Origin of the sequence: Plantactinospora sp. WMMC1484, from assembly GCF_049315195.1 — a bacterium.
Classification (GTDB): Bacteria; Actinomycetota; Actinomycetes; order Mycobacteriales; family Micromonosporaceae; genus Plantactinospora.
Genome location: NZ_CP186055.1, coordinates 4307132 through 4324560 on the forward strand (window position 1 = coordinate 4307132; position 17429 = coordinate 4324560).

At 70.6% G+C, this 17429-nt stretch carries 15 protein-coding genes; 14 read left to right on the forward strand and 1 reads right to left on the reverse strand.

Annotated features, from left to right (window positions below; translation table 11 throughout):
- Positions 1 to 51: 51 nt before the first annotated feature.
- From ACN28C_RS18945 to ACN28C_RS18985, 9 genes are all read left to right on the forward strand, one after another.
- Positions 52 to 570 carry a nuclear transport factor 2 family protein gene (locus ACN28C_RS18945; protein WP_422768875.1) on the forward strand — a complete coding sequence of 173 codons (519 nt, stop codon included), beginning with the start codon at positions 52 to 54 and terminating at the stop codon, positions 568 to 570.
- A 28-nt stretch (positions 571 to 598) separates the two neighbouring features.
- On the forward strand, positions 599 to 997 hold the full coding sequence (locus ACN28C_RS18950) for a cupin domain-containing protein (protein WP_422768876.1): 399 nt from the start codon (positions 599 to 601) through the stop codon (positions 995 to 997).
- A 20-nt stretch (positions 998 to 1017) separates the two neighbouring features.
- On the forward strand, positions 1018 to 1416 hold the full coding sequence (pcaC, locus tag ACN28C_RS18955) for a 4-carboxymuconolactone decarboxylase (RefSeq protein ID WP_422768877.1): 399 nt from the start codon (positions 1018 to 1020) through the stop codon (positions 1414 to 1416).
- Positions 1417 to 2072: 656 nt separating this feature from the next.
- On the forward strand, positions 2073 to 3239 hold the full coding sequence (locus tag ACN28C_RS18960) for a glycosyltransferase (RefSeq protein WP_422768878.1): 1167 nt from the start codon (positions 2073 to 2075) through the stop codon (positions 3237 to 3239).
- Entirely contained in the window at positions 3236 to 4555 is a 1320-nt protein-coding gene (locus tag ACN28C_RS18965) for an aromatic ring-hydroxylating oxygenase subunit alpha (RefSeq protein ID WP_422768879.1), read from the forward strand. The genes ACN28C_RS18960 and ACN28C_RS18965 overlap by 4 nt, the downstream gene beginning before the upstream one ends.
- On the forward strand, positions 4552 to 5064 hold the full coding sequence (locus tag ACN28C_RS18970) for an aromatic-ring-hydroxylating dioxygenase subunit beta (RefSeq protein WP_422768880.1): 513 nt from the start codon (positions 4552 to 4554) through the stop codon (positions 5062 to 5064). The genes ACN28C_RS18965 and ACN28C_RS18970 overlap by 4 nt, the downstream gene beginning before the upstream one ends.
- Before the next feature lie 7 nt (positions 5065 to 5071).
- Positions 5072 to 6286 (forward strand): MFS transporter, encoded by a 1215-nt coding sequence (locus ACN28C_RS18975; protein ID WP_422768881.1) that lies wholly within the window; start codon positions 5072 to 5074, stop codon positions 6284 to 6286.
- On the forward strand, positions 6283 to 6675 hold the full coding sequence (locus tag ACN28C_RS18980; protein ID WP_422768882.1) for a carboxymuconolactone decarboxylase family protein: 393 nt from the start codon (positions 6283 to 6285) through the stop codon (positions 6673 to 6675). The genes ACN28C_RS18975 and ACN28C_RS18980 overlap by 4 nt, the downstream gene beginning before the upstream one ends.
- Positions 6665 to 7201 (forward strand): hypothetical protein, encoded by a 537-nt coding sequence (locus ACN28C_RS18985; protein WP_422768883.1) that lies wholly within the window; start codon positions 6665 to 6667, stop codon positions 7199 to 7201. The genes ACN28C_RS18980 and ACN28C_RS18985 overlap by 11 nt, the downstream gene beginning before the upstream one ends.
- Here ACN28C_RS18985 and ACN28C_RS18990 read toward each other — a convergent pair.
- Complete coding sequence (locus tag ACN28C_RS18990; protein WP_422768884.1) at positions 7144 to 7800, reverse strand: flavodoxin family protein; 657 nt, start codon at positions 7798 to 7800, stop codon at positions 7144 to 7146. The two genes, ACN28C_RS18985 and ACN28C_RS18990, sit on opposite strands and share 58 nt — an antisense overlap.
- Positions 7801 to 8338: 538 nt before the next feature.
- On the opposite strand from ACN28C_RS18990, the gene ACN28C_RS18995 reads away from it, so the two are divergent.
- From ACN28C_RS18995 to ACN28C_RS19015, 5 genes are read left to right on the forward strand one after another with little or no spacing between them, the layout of a single operon-like run.
- Complete coding sequence (locus ACN28C_RS18995; RefSeq protein WP_422768885.1) at positions 8339 to 9958, forward strand: Cas10/Cmr2 second palm domain-containing protein; 1620 nt, start codon at positions 8339 to 8341, stop codon at positions 9956 to 9958.
- Positions 9958 to 12771, forward strand: a complete 2814-nt coding sequence (locus ACN28C_RS19000) for an RAMP superfamily CRISPR-associated protein (protein ID WP_422768886.1) — start codon at positions 9958 to 9960, stop codon at positions 12769 to 12771. The genes ACN28C_RS18995 and ACN28C_RS19000 overlap by 1 nt, the downstream gene beginning before the upstream one ends.
- Positions 12772 to 12779: 8 nt before the next feature.
- Positions 12780 to 14417 carry an RAMP superfamily CRISPR-associated protein gene (locus ACN28C_RS19005; protein ID WP_422768887.1) on the forward strand — a complete coding sequence of 546 codons (1638 nt, stop codon included), beginning with the start codon at positions 12780 to 12782 and terminating at the stop codon, positions 14415 to 14417.
- Positions 14414 to 15004 carry a type III-D CRISPR-associated protein Csx19 gene (csx19, locus tag ACN28C_RS19010; protein WP_422768888.1) on the forward strand — a complete coding sequence of 197 codons (591 nt, stop codon included), beginning with the start codon at positions 14414 to 14416 and terminating at the stop codon, positions 15002 to 15004. Before ACN28C_RS19005 ends, csx19 begins: the two co-directional genes overlap by 4 nt.
- Positions 15001 to 17361, forward strand: coding sequence for a TIGR03986 family type III CRISPR-associated RAMP protein (locus tag ACN28C_RS19015; RefSeq protein WP_422768889.1), 2361 nt, complete (start codon positions 15001 to 15003; stop codon positions 17359 to 17361). The genes csx19 and ACN28C_RS19015 overlap by 4 nt, the downstream gene beginning before the upstream one ends.
- Positions 17362 to 17429: the final 68 nt, after the last annotated feature.

A 17429-nucleotide genomic window follows, 5' to 3' on the forward strand; every position in this document is an offset into this window, starting at 1 on the left:
GGGGCGCGAGTACGCAATCACGAACATCGTCCATCCGGAAGGAGCACAGAGGTGACGGAGGAAGCGGTGGCCGATCTCACGGCCGACACGCTGGCACTGATGCGGATCGAGGGCGCCTACGCGCCCACATACGACGGACGGCACGGGAAGGAGTGGGCGAACCTCTTCACCGAGGAGGGCATCTACCAGGCGCGCGTAGTGGACGGCCAGGCGGGCAACTTCATCGCGGGTCGGGAGAACCTCGCCAGGTTCTGCGACGAGCAGCCGTGGCACGGGATCCACTACATGATGATCCCGACGTTCGACATCGACGGGGATACGGCGTCGTGCCGCGTCCACTTCCAGTACCGGGCCATCGGGATCGTGGACGGGCGCGTGTCGATCCGCAACAGTTCGGGCGCCTACGACGTGGCCTACGTCCGGACCGGCGCCGGGTGGCGCATCGCGCGCCGGGTCACCTCCTTCTTCGCCGAGTCCAGGGAGGTCTTCCACGGCTGGTATCCCACCGCCGCCGACATGTCCGAGCGCTGGCCGTACCAGAACGAGCGCTATGTCGACCGTCGCGTCTAGCCGACCCTGACGATTCGAAGGAGACAGTATGAAGATCACCCGTGCCGCGGAGCAGGCCGGCACCGCCGGCAAGCCGGGCTCGAAGTTCACCGGCGACGTGTGGAACTACCTGACCATGCCGTCCACGGATGGCGTGACGATCAATACGGTCACCTTCTCGCCCTGCGCCCGGACGTACTGGCACAGCCACGAGCACGGGCAGATTCTCCAGGTTGTCGCCGGCCGCGGCCTGATCTGCACGGCCGGTGAGCGACCCGAGGTACTCCGGGCGGGGGACACCGTCTGGATTCCCGCCGGGGAACGCCACTGGCACGGCGGTGCCCCCGACTCCTTCCTGACCCACACCGCGATCTCGCTCGGCAGGACCGAGTGGGCCGAGCCCGTGGCCGACGGCGACTACGGTGCCGCCGCGACCACCTCGACCTGAACCGAAGGGAGCACGACAACATGACGGCGAACGGCACCCACCAGGAGTCGTACGAGCAGGGGCTGAAGGTACGACGGGAGGTCCTCGGGGCGGAGCACGTCGACCGCTCCCTGGGCAACGTCACCGAGTTCTCCCGACCCATCCAGGAATTCGTCACCGAGTACTGCTGGGGCGGGGTGTGGTCCAGCGACGGCCTGGAGCGTAAGACCCGGAGCCTGCTCAACCTGGCGATGCTGACCGCCCTCAACCGCTCCCACGAACTCGGTGTCCACGTGCGGGGCGCGGTGAACAACGGGGTCACCGAACAGGAGATCCAGGAGACGCTCATGCAGGCCGCCGTCTACGTCGGAGTGCCGGCCGCCCTGGAGTCGTTCCGGGTGGCGGAGCGGATCCTGAAGGAGCTACGCGGCAACGGGTGACCAGGTGTCGCCCTTTTGCCGGGCCTGGGCCCGTGGACGCGGGGACCGCAGCACTAACCGCCTGGATCGGGGCGTTGATGATGTGCTGCCGGTTGCGCGTTAATGCCACCATCAGCCGGATATTTCATAGGTCCGGTCCATCCGCCATTCCGCAATTTTGCCAAAAACCGCGACATACCTGCTCTCGGCAATGTCGTCGTGCCCCGTAGCAGGTGGTCTCCGAGGCGCGGCCCGCCGAGTCGAGTCGGCTGGCGCCGGCTGGCGGCCGAGGCGGCGCCCGGTCGAAGTCGTGGTCAGCAGAGTGGTGGCAGCCGACAGTTGCGAGGCATTGACATCGATTGCGCATCCCGGCAGGCTTTGCATAAGCGCCTGGGGGCAGGGTGGTGAACCCGGTTGTTTCGAGATTGTTCCGAGTAGCGTCGATTGATGTGTCCCCTCAGCGGTGGTGGGGGAATGCGTAGAGCCTCGTAGCAGTACCTGGACGTCGATGGTCCCTTTTGCCTGCCGGGCGTTACCGCCTGTCCGGGGGCGGAGTTCTGCCGTTCGTGCGTCGCCGTCTCGACCCGTTTTCTGTAGGCAGGGGGTGTCGCCGGTCGTGGCTGTGGTGCATCCGAAGCCAGAGCGTGAGTGTCTTCTTTCGATGGATCGGAGATCTGATGCGCGTCGCTGTCCTCACCACGACCCAGCATGGTCACCTGAACCCCTATGTTCCGGTGGTCAACGCGCTCCAAACCGCCGGCAGTGAGGTTGCGCTGCTGCTGCTGTCCGCGGACGGTGGCACGCTCGACGAGCAGCGTCGCCAGGCGTTGGGCAAGGCGGAGGTCCACGCGGTCGGGCAGGTCGAGATGGCGCCGTGGAGCGGTGACCCGGCGAAGATCGGACCGATGCTCCGGTCGTCGCCGGTGGCAGACCAGACGGCCGACGCGCTTCGTGCGACGGCGCCGGACTTCGTACTCGTCGACTCGCTGCCGGTCACGGCGTCGGCCATGGTCGGCGCGGCGGCGTCCGGTGTGCCCTACGGGATGATCTGGGCCAACCTGGGCGGGGTATGCCCTCGGGAGCATCGACGAGGTCGCTGGCCGTACGACGAGCAGGTCGGCGACTATCTGACCAGCCACGGGGTGTTGTGGTCGACCCGGACGCACTCGGCGCGTTCGCCGATTCTCAACGTGATGCCGACGATTCCCGCTCTCGTGGGGGAGGACGCGGTCACCGACGACGGTGTGCGGTTGGTCGGGCTGCCGGGTGCGGCGGGGATCCGCGGCGACGAGGTCGCCTTCTCGGGACTGGACCGGATCGATCCCGACCGCCCGCTGGTGTACGTCTCCTTCGGCACGATCTTCTACCGGCGGCCGGATCTGCTGCGCATGGTGATCATCGGGGCTGCGGCGACCGGTGCACAGGTGATCGCCGCGGTGGGAGATCTGGCCGAGGAGCTCGCGCTCCCTGACGACGTGCTCACCGCCCCGTATCTGCCGCAGCGTGAGGTGCTCGAGCGCGCCGACGTCTTCGTCACACACGGCGGTTACAACTCCGTGGCGGAGTCGGTCCGGGCGGCGACACCGATGCTGGTGATCCCGCTGGCTGTGGATCAGCCCATCCAGGCGTACTTCGTGGGTAGTGCGGGTTTCGGGACGGCGCTGGACCCGGCCGCGGTCACCGAGCGGGCGGTCGCGGACGCTGTCACCGATCTGCTCGATCCCGACCGGGACTACCGGGCCCGGCTGCGCGCCGCGCAGCCGGAGTGCGGCGATTCTGCCGTGCGCGCGGCCGAGCTGGTGATCGGCACGGTCGAGACGCTACAGCGAAAGGGGGAGCAGTGACGATCGAACTGCGGCGGCCGGTGGGCGACCGGATCGTGGTCGACGATCTCGAACGCCTCTCGTTCCGGGTGGACCGGCGCGCCTACACCGACGACGACCTGGCCGTACAGGAGATGACCCGGATCTTCGATCGCTGCTGGCTGTACGTCGGGCACGAGTCGGAGGTGCCGGCGCCGGGCTCCTACGTGGCCCGCGACGTCGGCGGGCGGCCGGTGGTCATGGCGCGCGGGTCCGACGGGGTGATCCGGGTGTTCGCGAACAGTTGCCCGCACCGCGGCGCCCTGATCTGCTCGCAGCCGGCCGGGCAGGCCAGATCGTTCCGGTGCCCGTATCACGACTGGACGTTCTCCAACCGGGGCGACCTGGTCGGGGTCCCGATCCCCGACGGGTACGGACCGGGCTTCCGGAAGGCGGACTTCGGCCTGGCGCAGCACCGTAGTGACAGCTATCGCGGTTTCGTGTTCGTCACCTTCGATCCGGAGCAGCCGCGCACCCTGACCGGCTACCTGGCGGGTGCGACGGAGTACCTCGATCTGGTCGACGACCAGTCCGAGGTCGGGATGGAGGTGATCCAGGGCGCGCAACTCCACGGGGCTCGGGCCAACTGGAAGCTCATGATGGAGAACAGCGTCGACATCTACCACTTCCGGGCCCTGCACAAGCGTTACGTCGGATACATGGAGTCGCTGGGGTCGGTGCCACCACGACGTCGAGGTGGCTTCGGCCGTGCCCTCGGGCTGGGGCATGGCGCCAACGAGCTGCCACCGGCGGCGGCCCGCCCGCTCGCCTACTGGACGCCGATGTTCGACGCCGAACTCCGGCCGCGGATCGAGGCGACCGCCGCGCGGTTCGTCGACCGGTTCGGCGCCGAACGCGCCGAACGGATCACCAGCACCAATCGTGCCCTGCTGATCTTCCCGAACTTGATGATCATCGACGCGATCGCGATCACGATTCGCAAGATCGACCCGGTCGGCGCCGGTCAGATGGCCATCACGTCGGTCGCCCTGGCCCCCAGGGACGAGGATCCGGACATCCGGGAACTCCGCAAGAGTCACTACCTGACGTTCCTCGGCCCCGCCGGCTTCGCCACCCCCGACGACATCGAGATCATCGAGTCCTGTCAGCGGGGATATCTCAACCGCACGATCCGCTACTCCGACCTGTCCCGGGGTATGCACAAGGAGGTCCCCGAGACGACCGACGAGCTTCCCGCCCGCGAGTTCTGGCGGCAGTGGGACCGGTTGATGCACGGCGACGACGGCCACCTCGAGGTCGCTCACCGGGCCGAGATGCAGGGGACGGCAGCACGATGACCACCGGGCTGACGGTCGACGAAGCGACCCAGGTGCGGTTGTGGCACCGGGTGAGCCAGTTCCTCTTCCGAGAGGCGCGGCTGCTCGACGAGTGGCGCCTGCTGGAGTGGTACGACGAGATGCTGACCGACGACATCCGCTACTCGGTGCCGGCCACCGACGTCCGCGGCGAGTCGGCGGATGCGCTCGGGCTCATCGACGACGACGCTGCCCGGCTACGCCAGCGGATCGCCCAGCTTCTGAACGGCGAGGTGTGGTGCGAGAACCCCCGGTCCCGGACGAATCGGATGATCAGCAACGTGGAGATCCTGACCGACCGGGGAACCCACCTCGAGGTGGCGGCGAACGTCGTGGTGCACCGGTTCGGACACGGGCGCTCCGACGCCTACGTCGGAAAATGCCGGTTCGAGCTCGTCGCCGACGGCGGGTCGTTCCGGATGAGGAGACGGGTCGTGGTGCTCGACCACGAGACGTTGTACGAACACGGAAAGCTGAGCATCATTCTGTGACCGGACAGTGACGGCGGCCGGCTCCGGCAGCGCCCCACCCGTTGCCGCCGCCCAGCCAGGTCTCCCGCGCGAGGTCTACGTCCTCAGTGTCGTTGGTGGCTGCGTCATGCTGGGCCTGGGACTGGTGCTCCCCGTGCTTCCGGTGTACGCGGCGACGTTCGGGGCCGGGCCCACCCAGATCGGAGCGCTCGTCGCCCTGTTCGCGTTGATGCGGCTGGCCACCAGTCCGTTCTGCGGGCGGCTCGGCGTGCGTTTCGGCGAGCGGCGGGTCCTGGTCGCCGGCCTGCTGCTGTGCGCCGTCTCCTCGGCCCTGACGGCGTTCGCCGGCTCCTACGGGCAACTGCTCGTCTTCCGCGGCCTGGGCGGCGTCGGCTCGGTGCTCTTCTCGGTCTCCGCGCTGGCGACGCTCCTGGCGATCGCGCCGGCCGCCCAGCGGGGCCGGGCCAGCGCCGTGTTCGAGGCGGGCTTCCTGCTCGGCGGGATCTGCGGGCCGGCACTGGGCGGGCTCCTCGCGCTCATCACCCTGTCCGCGCCGTTCGTGGCGTACGCCGTGCTGTTGCTGGCCGCCGCGGCGCTGACCCTGGCGGTGCTCCGCACCGGCCGAACCGTCGGCGCGGAGCCGGGCCGTGAGGTGGCCCGGCTACCGGTCCTGCTGCGGGATCGACGCTACCTGGTGGCCTGCCTCGCCGCGTTGGCGCAGGGATGGGTCCTGTTCGGACTGCGCAGCGCCCTGGTACCGACGGTGGTGGTGGGGTGGCGACACGACGTGACGTGGGTCGGGTGGGCGTTCACGATTTCCGCCGTCGTCCAGACGCTGCTCATCATGCCGGCCGGCCGGATTGTCGATCGGGCCGGCCGCCGGTTCGCCATGATCGCCGGCACCGGTGTGGCCGCGGCGGCAATCACCGCCCTGGTGTTCGTGGACAGGTACGCCGGGCTCGTCCTCCTGCTCAGCGTGTACGCGGCGGGATCAGCGCTGCTCAACGCCGCACCGGCCGCGCTGATCGGTGACGTCGTCGCCGGTCGGACCGGCAGTGGCGTCGCCGTCTTCTCGATGTGTACGGACGTCGGCGCCGTGGTCGGACCGGTCGTCGTCGGGCTCGTCGCCGAGCGGGTGAATGTTCCGGCCGCCTTCGGCAGTGGCGCCGCGCTGCTGGTCGTCGCCTTCGTGGCGTCGTGGACGTTGCCAACTGTTCGGCCAGACGAAGGAGTTGATCGATGAACCAGCCAGCTGCCCGGCATGAGCGCGGTGAGGCCATGTTCCAGCAGGTCTTCGGCCGCGAACCGCGCCCGGGTTCCTACCCGGAATTCCTGCGCATCACCGTCGACCATCTGTTCGGTGAGATCTGGACCCGCCCGCACCTGAGCGTCGAGGAGCGCGAGCTGGTCGCGCTGAGCGCGGTCACGCTGGCGCGTACCGATTGGGAGCTGCGCGGCCACATCGGTGCCGCGCTGCACCTCGGGATGTCGCGAGAGAAGATCATCGAGGTCATCATCCAGCTCGCCTACTACGGTGGCTGGCCGGTGGCCAACAACGGGCTGCGCGTCGCCCAGGAGGTCTTCGCCGAGTTGGACGGCGCCACCGGGAGGGACGCGGACCATGACCGGTGAAGGGTCTCCGCTCGACCCGGCGGAAAAGGTCGACCTGTGGCGCCAGCGGTTCTTCGAGGCACAGGCGGCCGCCGAGGAGTTCATCCTGGGAGAGCACGGCGAGGACGGGCTGGCCGGGTGGATCCAGGCGAACTCCCGGATCACCGCGGAGCTGCTGCGAGCGCAACGCCCCGCCGGGGTCTCCGCCACCGATCACTTCATGACCCGGCTGCGGCATCAGCTGTTGCTGTACGACTCGGCAGTGACCAGTGAGCCCCAGCCCTCCGGCACCGTCCTGCGCAACGCCGACTGTGGGATCCTCCGGTACCGCAAGCGGGCCGCCCGTGCCGGCGTCGTCCTGACGTTCTCGTCACCGTGCCCGTACTGCCAGGAACTCAACACCGCCATCGCCGCCCGCTACGTGGAGCCGGACGTCACGGTGTCGTGCGAACAGGCGGGCGACGGCTGCACCTGGCGCGCGGAGTCTCGTCACGCCTCGGGGGAGGAGGCGGACGGGTCACCGCAGCGCGGGCGAGCCGGCGAGTGAAGCAACGGCAGTGCCCGGCGGTCGACGGCCTGCGGCCGGCTGCCGTCGAGCGTCATGCCGAGTTGCCGGCCCACGGCCACACACAGGTCGAGCGCCGCGGTGCGGGTCAGGTCCTGATGATCGTTCTGGGTGAAGCACGCCGACGCGACGTTCCTGTTCCGTAGCCGCAGATACCACGGGAACAACGATGCCAGTGCGGGCTCGGTCAGCATCGTGCGCGAGTGCACGATCGTCCCCACCAGCAGGTTTCCGAACGGGCGCTGCCTGGCGTTCATGAAGCTCTTCAGGCGTTCCTGGAAGATCTTCAGCACCGCGGGTACGTTCCCCGCGTACACCGGCATGGCGAGCAGCATCGCCTGCGCACCGTCGGCCAACTCGACGACGTGCGCGAAGTCGTCGTCGAGCGTGCACCGGCCCACCTCGGGATCAAGACAGGTGTCCTCGCCCTCGCACATCGCGATGCGATGGTCGATCAAGCGAATGCGCTGGATCTCCGCGTCACCGACCTCCTGGACGACGCCGGCGATCGCCGCCTCGAGCAGCGCGTCGGTCAGCGACGGGAGACGCTTCTGCGTGCAGGACAACGCGACGATCTTCATCCGAAGGGCCTCCCCGGTACGCTCAGCGCCACCCAGGCCCCGGCCACCCGACGAAGCCCCCGTGGCCGCACACCGAGGCAGCCCCAACCTACCTACAATCGACCACCACGGAAACGGCTGACGAGATGGCGGCGCTGCGACGCCGTGACCGGAGACGCGCGGTCGCGCCCTGCTCCAACCATGCGCCGGTCGGCGCGCTACCACGTCATAGACCTTCAGCTCGTTGCCGCCGGCCCTGCCGCCGAAGGTCCCCGGCGTAACGCCGTTGACTCGGACGGTTCGACGACAGGTTTCGCACCAGCGAGCAACGCGAACTGTCTGAAGTCCGACCGGACAGCTAGGTGCATTCACGGCACTCCAGCGGGTACTTTTGCCGGCTGTCCTTTGTGCAGCACGACTTCCGCCGACCAGCGTCTTCCATGTGTGCCTGGATGCCGCCCGCGGAGACCGCCGTGCCTGCGTGTCCTGCAGGATCCGCAGCGACGAAGGGATGTAGATGAGCAGTCGAACTCCAGGTTTTGAGGACCGCCGGCACTGGGTGATCATTGAGACCGGCGCCAATCAGGCATATGTTTTCGCCAGCAACAAACAGGCCGTGAACGTCGGTGCCAGCGAATTGATCTACCGGGCCGGCACCGAATGGGTGAAGAACGCCGTCGATGACACCAATGAGGGTCGAGAGACCCCTGTCGTCGAGATCGTCGTGGTCGCTTCCGGAAAGGCGCTGCTGCTGGCCGACGACGCGGACACCGGCAGGGACGTCATCCGGGCGGTGACCCGCCGGGCCATCGACGAGGCACCGGGCCTGGAAATTTGGGGCACTGTGGACCCTGGTCCGGTGAACGAAGCCGATCTGGGCAAGAGCCTGGAGCAGGCGTACCGTCGGCAGGCGGCGTGGCGCAGCCGCCGTCCGTCGGCGCTGCTGCGGCACCCGACGCTGCCGTTCACCCGACCCTGCCACTACTCGGGCCAGCCGTCGACGGCGTTGGGCTATGAGGGCGACACCCCGTACCCGAGGGCGGCGAAGGTCGACGCGGCCTGGCGGCGGCGCAACGACGGCCGGGACCGGATGGCCGGCCAACTGGTCGACTCGGCGGTGGTCCCGACCGACAGGCTGAACGACGGGGTGAGCAACGCCGGCTGGGTGGCGGTGATGCACGCCGACGGCAACGGCATCGGTGGTGTGTTCCGCGGCATCGCCGAGGCGTACTCCGGACGGGAGTTTCTCGACCGGCTGGCCACCTTCAGCACGGCGCTGGACGAGGTGACGGTCGCCGCCCTGCGGCACGCCGTCGGACAGGTCGCCGGTCGGACCGGTTGGCTGCTGCCGCTGGTGGTCGGCGGCGACGACGTGACCGTGGTGATGGACGCCCGGCCGGCGTTCGAGGTGACCGCAACCTTCGTCGAGCAGTTCGCGCGGACCGCTGCCGACCATCCGGACATTTCGCGGGTGCTGGCCGACATGGACCGGCCGGGCCTGACCGCCTGCGCCGGGATCGCGTACGTCAAGCCGCACTACCCGTTCAGTGAGGCGTACGAGCTGGCGGAGAAATTGTGCACCTCCGCCAAGCAGATCAAACAGATCGATCCCAGTTGTGGCGCGCTGGACTTCCATGTGCTGCACGACTCGATCGGGCAGCACCTGGATCTGGTCCGTACCCCGCTGAGTGTGCTCGACGGCGACGCGACCGAGTTGCAGTTGTGGCCCGGCCCGGTGGTGATCGGTGCGCCGGGAGGGGGAAGCCGGGCGGCGGCGCACGACATCGCGCTGTTGCGGGCGGCGGTTGAGGAGTTGGGCCGGCGGCAGAGCGAGGACAATCCGCCCGTACTGTCCCGCAGCGCGTTGCGCCGGCTGCGGCAGGCGCTGCTCGTCGGCCGTACCGAAGCTGACCGCGCACGCGACCAGGTCACCGTCTGGGCGCCTGATCCGGCGGCGGCGAGCGCATTCCTCGGCACGCACCTGCTGGTGCCTGAACCCGCCGGCCCGAACGGTGGGCAGCTCACACGGCGCTCGCGGGACGACAAGGACCGGCGGGTGTGGTTCAGCCGGATCTTCGGCGCGATCGATCTGATCGACATGGCGACCGGCACCGCGCCGCACGCCAGCCGACACACCGACCGCCACGGCGGGCAGCGGCGAGAAGGGAGGGCGGCCTGATGGCCAACGACGAGCCCGTACGCGACACCGACGCCGGCCTGGGCAACGGCCGGCCGTTCGCCGTCGAGGTGGAGTTCCTCAGCGACTGGGCCTGCGGCACCGGCACCGGCCGGCACGGCGCGGTGGACCGTGAGGTGCAACGTGACACCGACGGGCTGCCGATGCTGCGTGGCAAGGCACTGGCGGCGGTGCTGCGCGACGCGGCGGAGACCGTCGCCGTCGGGCTAAACGACGGTGCCATTGGCACCTGGCACGCCTGGGTCGAGACGGTCTTCGGCAGCCAGCCGGGTGCCTCGTCCCGGCAGCGGCTCCACTCCGGTGCGCAGTTCCGGCCGCAGCCGCGTGTCACGCCGGTCCCCGCGGTCCTGCATGCTCGGCCGCTGCGCCTGTCCGCCGAGGTCCGGGACGCGATCGCCGCGTTCGACGACAAAAACCGCGTCCTGGCCCGGGAGGCGGCAGTGCTGCTGCGCCCCGGGGTGGCGATCGACCCCGACCGGCACACCGCCGCCGACGACACGTTCCGGATCGAGGAGCGGGCCGCGACCGGGTTGACGGTGACCGCCGACTGGCAGTTGGACTTCCCTGACCTCGCCGCCGGCACCCCGGTGCCGTGGGAGGCGGAGCTGCTGCTTCGGGCCGCGGCCCGGCTGGTCGACGCGATCGGGGGCAAGCGCCGCCGAGGCGCCGGCCGCTGCCGGGTCACCATCGCCGGCGACCGCGCGCAGGAGCGCAACGCCGGCGACCACCCGCGGGAACGCGACGCCGACGGCCGTCCGAGTGAGCCGGACGACGGCGGCCGTCCGCAGGACCACGACGGCGGCGGCCAGGGTGCCGGCGAGGGCGCAGATCCCGTGCTGAACGCCCTGCTGGGCAAGGTCGACGAGGCCCGGTCCCCGGCCAAGGCGGTGGAGATGGCCGCGGCGACGATGACGTCGAAGAGTGGGCGCGCCGCCCCGGCCGCCTCGCCGCTGGGCACCCGGGCCCCCGACCCACCCCTGCACCGGCACGATCTGCGGATCACCGCGCTCACGCCGCTGCTGGTGGCCCGGGGAGTGATCGGCAACATGGTGCTGACGGAGCACTTCGTGCCGGGCACGTCGCTGCTGCCGATGGTGTGGCGGGCGCTCGGCGCGTCGGCCACCGAGCTGATCACCGGGGGCCGGGTGGTGGTCACCAACGCCACCGTGGAAGTCGATGGCGAGCGGTCGCTGCCGGTGCCGCGTGCCCTGCACCGACCCAAGGACACCGACCCGGAAAAGCCGAACGGTGCGCGGGCCGGCGGTGCGCAGGCCGGTGGTGCAAGGGCCGACAGTGCACAGGCCGCTGGCGAGCAGGCCGTTGCTGCGCAGGCCCATGGTGGACAACCGGACGGTCAGTCACCAGACGGTGGACAACCCGGCAGCGAAGAGACCGACGTCAAGTCGGCGGAGCTGGTCAATCTGTTGCGGCCCCGGGCCGACGACGGCCAGCGACTGCGGCCGATGTCAGGCTTCTGCGTGGCCGACGGCGACGACGGTATCCGCATCGCGAAGGTGGACCTGGTGGCGCAGGCACACGCGGTCGTCGACGACGCGTCGCAGCGGCCGACCGAGGACTCCGGCGGCCTGTTCGTCTACGAGGCGATCGCCGCTGGCACGGTGCTGCGCTGCGAGCTGTGGCTACCGGCCGACGCGGAGCTGGACGTCCGCTGGCTCGGCGGCGAGCATGCGATCGGCCGGTCCCGCAAGGACGACTACGGCCACGTCAGGGTCGAGGTGCGCGATCCGGGTGAGTCACCGCTGACCACACGCTCGACGCAGGCCCGGACGGACGGCGGCGACGACGGTCAGCTCGTCGTCTGGCTGTTGTCGGACCTGCTGCTCTCCGGTCCGGCCGGTGAGCCGGTCACCGACCCGGCGGCGGTCGGTGCCGTCCTGGAGAAGCAGCTCGGGGTCACGCTGACGCTGCCGGAGCCCGCTCTCGAAGGGCCGCCGAGGGAGCTGGTCACCACCCGGCGGGTCGAGTCGTGGCAGCGCCGCTGGTCGATGCCACGACCCTCGCTGACCGGACTGGCCGCCGGCAGCGTCATCCGGTTCCAGATGACCGGGAAGCCGGACGAGCAGGCGCTGGTGCGGGTTGAAGAGACCGGCCTGGGGGAGCGGACCGCCGAGGGGTACGGCCGGGTGGCGCTGCAACCTGGACTACTCGAGAGGGGCACGATCCGGCTGCCCAGCCCGTACCCGCAGCCCAACGTCGGAAAATCCGCTGGTCCGGCCACCGAGCCGGCCGCTGGTCCGGCCACCGAGCCGGCCACCAGGAAGCTAGCCACTGCCGGCCTGCCCGCCCTGGCGGTGGAGCTGCTGCGGCGCGGCTGGCGACGTGAACTGCACCGCACCGCGGCGGTTCGAGCGGCCAGCGCTGAGCTGCGGCACAGGTTCGTGCCGCCGGACGCGACGGCGGCACAGCTCGGCACGTTACGTACCCTGGCCGGCCGGCTCACCGCGGCTGGCGGCCCGGAACAGATGCGGAGCTGGATCGCGGCGACCGCCCGCAGCCGGCCGCGCAGGGAAATCTGGGGTAAGGACCGGCTCAACCGGCTGACGGCGCTCACCTCCGGCGCGAGCAACGGATCTGGTCCGAGCGGCGGGCCCGGTGCCGACGGGCTGTGGAACTGCCTGGCAGCGCATCCACCGGCCGGGCTGGCCGCGGAACTGCACCCGGCGGCGGCCGGGTGGCTACTGGCCGAGGTGGTCCGGGCCGAGGTCGAGCAGCGTCGCAACCGGCCGATGGGCGACGAACCCGTCGCCACACGGCCGGCGGGGGCAAGGTCATGAGCCGCCGGGTGACCAGCCGGTGGGAGCTGACCGGCACGCTCGTCGCCCAGGCGCCGCTGCACATCGGCGGGCTCGACGTCGGGCCGGCACAACTGGTCCAGGCCCGCGACGGCGCCGGCCGTCCGCTGTTGCCGGGCACCGCGCTGGCCGGGGTGATCCGGTCGGCGTTGCAGGCGGAAGGCGTACCGGACCATCGGCTGTGGGGGCTGCCGCCGGACCGCGACGGTGACGGCGGAGAAGCCTCCCGGGTACGGGTCGACGACGCCCCCGCTGTGAAAGCGCCACCGGCCGAGGTGCGTGACCACGTGTCGATCGACCGGGTGCACGGCGTGGCCGCCAAGGGGCACCTGTTCAGCCGGGAGGTGCTGCCCGCCGGCACCCGGTTCGCCTTCCGGATGGTGGTCGACGCGCCGGAGAGCATCGAGGCGGACACGGCGGAGGACCTCGTCCACGCGGTCGCCGCCCGGCTACGCGGCCCGGGGATCAGCGTCGGGGCCGCCACCAGTCGGGGCCTCGGCCTGGTCCGGCTGGAGGACGCCGTACTGCGAGAATCGAACCTGGCCACCCGGGCCGGCATGATCGCCGCGCTGCGCTCCGGTGGGAAGCTGGTCGAGCTGCCGGCGGCAGACCCGGCCGAGGTGCCGGCCGGCGTACTGCGGGTCATCGTGCCGTGGCGCCAACACGGCCCGCTGGCGGTGCACGTCAGCTCGGACGGTGACGTGGTCAGCGCATTTCCGCTGACCGGGCGCGGCGGTGACGGCAGCCAGCGCCTGGAACTGCCGGGTAGCTCGATCAAGGGGGTACTGCGCAGCCACGCCGAACGGATCACCCGCACGGTGACCGGCGCCGAGGCGCCGGAGGAGTTCCTGGACCAGATGCGGGCCGACGGGCTGGGGCCGGTGGCGGCGCTGTTCGGCACCGCCGCCGCCCGCGACAGCGTGAGCCGGGACCTGCCGGCCGGGCGGCGCGGCGCGCTACAGGTCGCCACCTGTGTCAGCAGGACCGTCCTGCCGGCCGCCCAGTGGAACGCGGTACGCCTTTTGCAGCAGCGGCTCAGCGCGCCGACCAGCCACGCCGAGAGGCGCAACGGCAACGGGCAGCACGGCGACGGTGCGGCGGCGCCACCGAGAAGGGCGGACGAGCAGCGGGCCGCGCTGGGCCGGCTGCAACACGCCGTCGACGACCTCAACGGCGCGGTCGACGGGATCCGGTTCACCATCGCCCACCACGTGGCGGTCGACCGGTGGACCGGCGGGGCGGCCGAGTCGCTGCTGTTCGCGACGGTGGAGCCGCACGAGACCAGCGGGGACGCGTGGCAGCCGATCACCCTCGACCTGGCGGTGGACCAGCTCGACCAGGATCCGACGACACCCGGCACCGACGACGACCGGCGGGCCGCGCTGGCGTTGCTGCTGCTGGTGCTGCGGGATATGTGCGACGGCTGGCTCGGCTTCGGCCACGGCACCACCCGCGGCGCGGGCGGGGTGCGGGTCGCGCCGACGGCGGTGACGTTCCGGGCCGGGCGCCGGACCGGCTGGTGCCGCGCACTCGACGACCGGTCGCTGGCCGAGGTGCTAGCCGACGAGGAGTTGACCGGGCCGCTTACCGCAGCCTGGCTGGCGGCGACGACAGGGGGTACGGCGTGAGCAGCGTGGGACGTGTCATCTCGGAGCTGGGAGACTGCCCGGCCGACCAGGCATTGCGCACGTTCGTCGACGACGGGAGTGCGGGAGTCGGGTTCTGCTACCGGCCGGCCGACGCCCGCTGGTTCCGGTTCGGCACCGACGGGGTGCCCCGGGGCGCCGACGGCACGGCGCTGGACCTGACCGGGGTGTTCGAGTTGCGGGCGTTCAGCACCACCGAGGAACTGCGCTGGCGGCACCGCTCCGCCGGGTCCGGCACCGCCATCCGGGTCCGCGGCCTCGGGCCGCAACCGCACGAGCGGCTGCTGCGGGAGCACGAGCGGCTGCTGTGGGGGAATGTGGTCGGCCCGGCCCCCGGACCGGGTTGGGTGGCGTTGCACGACGCGCGGATCGGCGTACTGCACGTGCCGGTCGACACCCGTGCCGACGGCCGGGTTCCCGTTGACGGCGACCTGGTGTGGCTGCGGGCCGTCGAGTACGTCGAGGAGGACCGGCACGGCAACGCCGCCGTGGTCGACGAACAACTGGTCGGGCTGGTCGCCCGGCCGCATCCAGCGGAGCACCGCAGTCGAGGAGGCGAAGCCCGATGAGTGACCAGCACCCGACCGTCGACGCGGTCGGCCCGGCGGAGTTGAGTGACACCGAGGGGCACTTCCTCAACCCGTACGGCTTCGTGTCCATCCCGGATCGGGAGGCCCTGCCGGCGGAGCTGGCCGACGGGCCACCGGCCGGCCACGACCGCTACGACCCTGAGCGGTGGACCGGCACGATCGGGGTGCGCGTCACCACCCGTACCCCGATGTTGATCCCGGATCACGGCCGGCGCGCGGCCGACGGCACCGGGCCCGACGCGCCGCTGCCGGTGCGGGTCGACCACGCCGACCGGCCGGTGCTGGCCGGCTCGGCGGTCAAGGGCGCGCTGCGGTCGGCGTACGAGGCGATCACCAACTCACGGTTCGGCGTGTTCGCCGGCCACGACCAGCAGTTGGCGATCCGGGCCCCCGCCAATCATGCCCAGCGGTTACGACCCGCCGTGGTGACGAAGATCAACAGGGATGGCGGCGCGGAGCTGCGGATGGTCAAAGCGCTGAACCCGCGTGACTGGCGGGGAGATCGGCTGACGAAGCCGGTGCAGACGGCGGTGTGGGTGCCCCGGGACCTGCCGTGTGAGTGCGTCGGCGGGTGCAGTGGTGTAGTCGGCCACGGCGCCGCCGCCCAGCAGGTATCTTCGCGTAGCCCCGAAATGGAGGCGTGGATCTACTTCGCCAAGCTCGGCATCTTCCCACTGTGGCGAGTGGCAATGTATGCCAGGCCCGGCAAGCTGTGCGACAAGTCGGTGGCGGAAAAGCGTCGCGTCGCCGACCGGCGGGAGGAACGGGACCTGGCGACACAGCGGGCCAAGGAAGCGCAGAGAAAGGGCAAGAAGCAGAGGAACAACACGGGGTTGGTCGTCACCCAACATCCGCTGGTACGGGTCCGGGGACGACTGCACGTCACGGAGAGCACCTTTCCGGCCGGCCGCGGACGCAAGAGGTTCGAACGGTTCGTCGTCACGGGGGTTGCGGAAGGACCGGCAACGCCGAAGCTGTCGACCCTGACCGTCGGCAAAGCGCTGATCGACGGGTGGCGGGCGGTGATCGATTCCTACGAGCGTGCCCACGAGACGGAACGCGATCTGAGGGGCAACTACGGCAGCTACGTGTGGGACGCGAAGCGGTGGCGGACGCTGCACGTCGGTGACACGCTCTACGTGGAGTCGAACAACAAGGACACACCGATCGGGCTGTATCCGGCGATGATCGGGCGGGTGCCTTTTCCCGGAGCGCCGTCGACCAGTCTGCCACAGCGGCACCATCCGGCCGTCAACCGCACGCAGCTCTCTCCCGCCGACCGGGTGTTTGGTTGGGTCCGCCAGGGCGAGGACGATTCGAGGGTGGCACATCGGGGGCATCTGAGGGTGCTTCCGCCCGACGACGCGGGGACACCTGGCAAGGATCGGATTCACCGGCTCAACCGGCCGCTGGAACTGGTCGTGCTCAACGGGCCGAAACCGTCGCAGTTCCTGTTCTATCTCGGCGACCGCGACGGGGCACCACTGGAGGCTCCGGAGCGGAGCGCCGGGCAGGGTTACCCGGCCAGCGGCGACGGACGGCGGTTGCGTGGCCGTAAGGTCTACCTGACCCACGCCGAGGTACTCGACGGCGAGCGGGGCGCGGCAAACTACTGGACACCGCAGGTTCAGCCGCCCCGTCCGGCTACTCCGAACGGTCCGAGACCGGTGACTGTCGGCGGGCGGACCCGCTTCCGGGAGTACGCGTTCGCGTCGGGCGGCGGCGAGACGCAAGACAACGCAGCAAGGGTCATCACGTCGGTGTCGCAGTGGGTGAAGCCGGGAACGTCGTTCACGCTCACCCTCCAGGTCGACAATCTCACCGGCACGGAGCTGGGGGCGCTGCTGTGGCTGCTGTCGCTGCCCGACGGCGCCTGCCTCAAACTGGGACTTGGCAAGCCGCTGGGCTTCGGCGCGGTGCAGGTCGCGGTCGACTGGCAGGTGACCCGCCTGTTCACCGGCGATCGGCTGCCGGACCGCTACCGTGCGGTGTCGCCGTCACCGCCGGCCGATGACGCGGACCTGGACGCGGCCCGCCAGCTTGTCACCGACTACGACGCTGTGCTGCGCGAGCATCTGAACGAGGTGCGGGAGGAGTTCCTCAACGCCGCGTACGGGTTCGTCGGTGCTCCGGTGCACTACCCGCGTAAGGCGGACGGTTCACCGGCGGGTCTGCCGGCCGCGCCGCGCAGCACCACCTACGACTGGTGGGTGGCCAACGACAAGATCGGTAAGAGAGCGGGGTTGCTGTACGGGCGACGGCTGTCGCTGGGTGAGCTGTCCGACCCGGGTTCGTTGCCGCTGCCGTACGACCCGACCGACCGGCACCCCGGATGACCGTCGGCCGGTGGTGGGCCGAGACTGGGTAGGCCGGCGGACCCGGCGCCGGGCTCCGGTGGTGATCC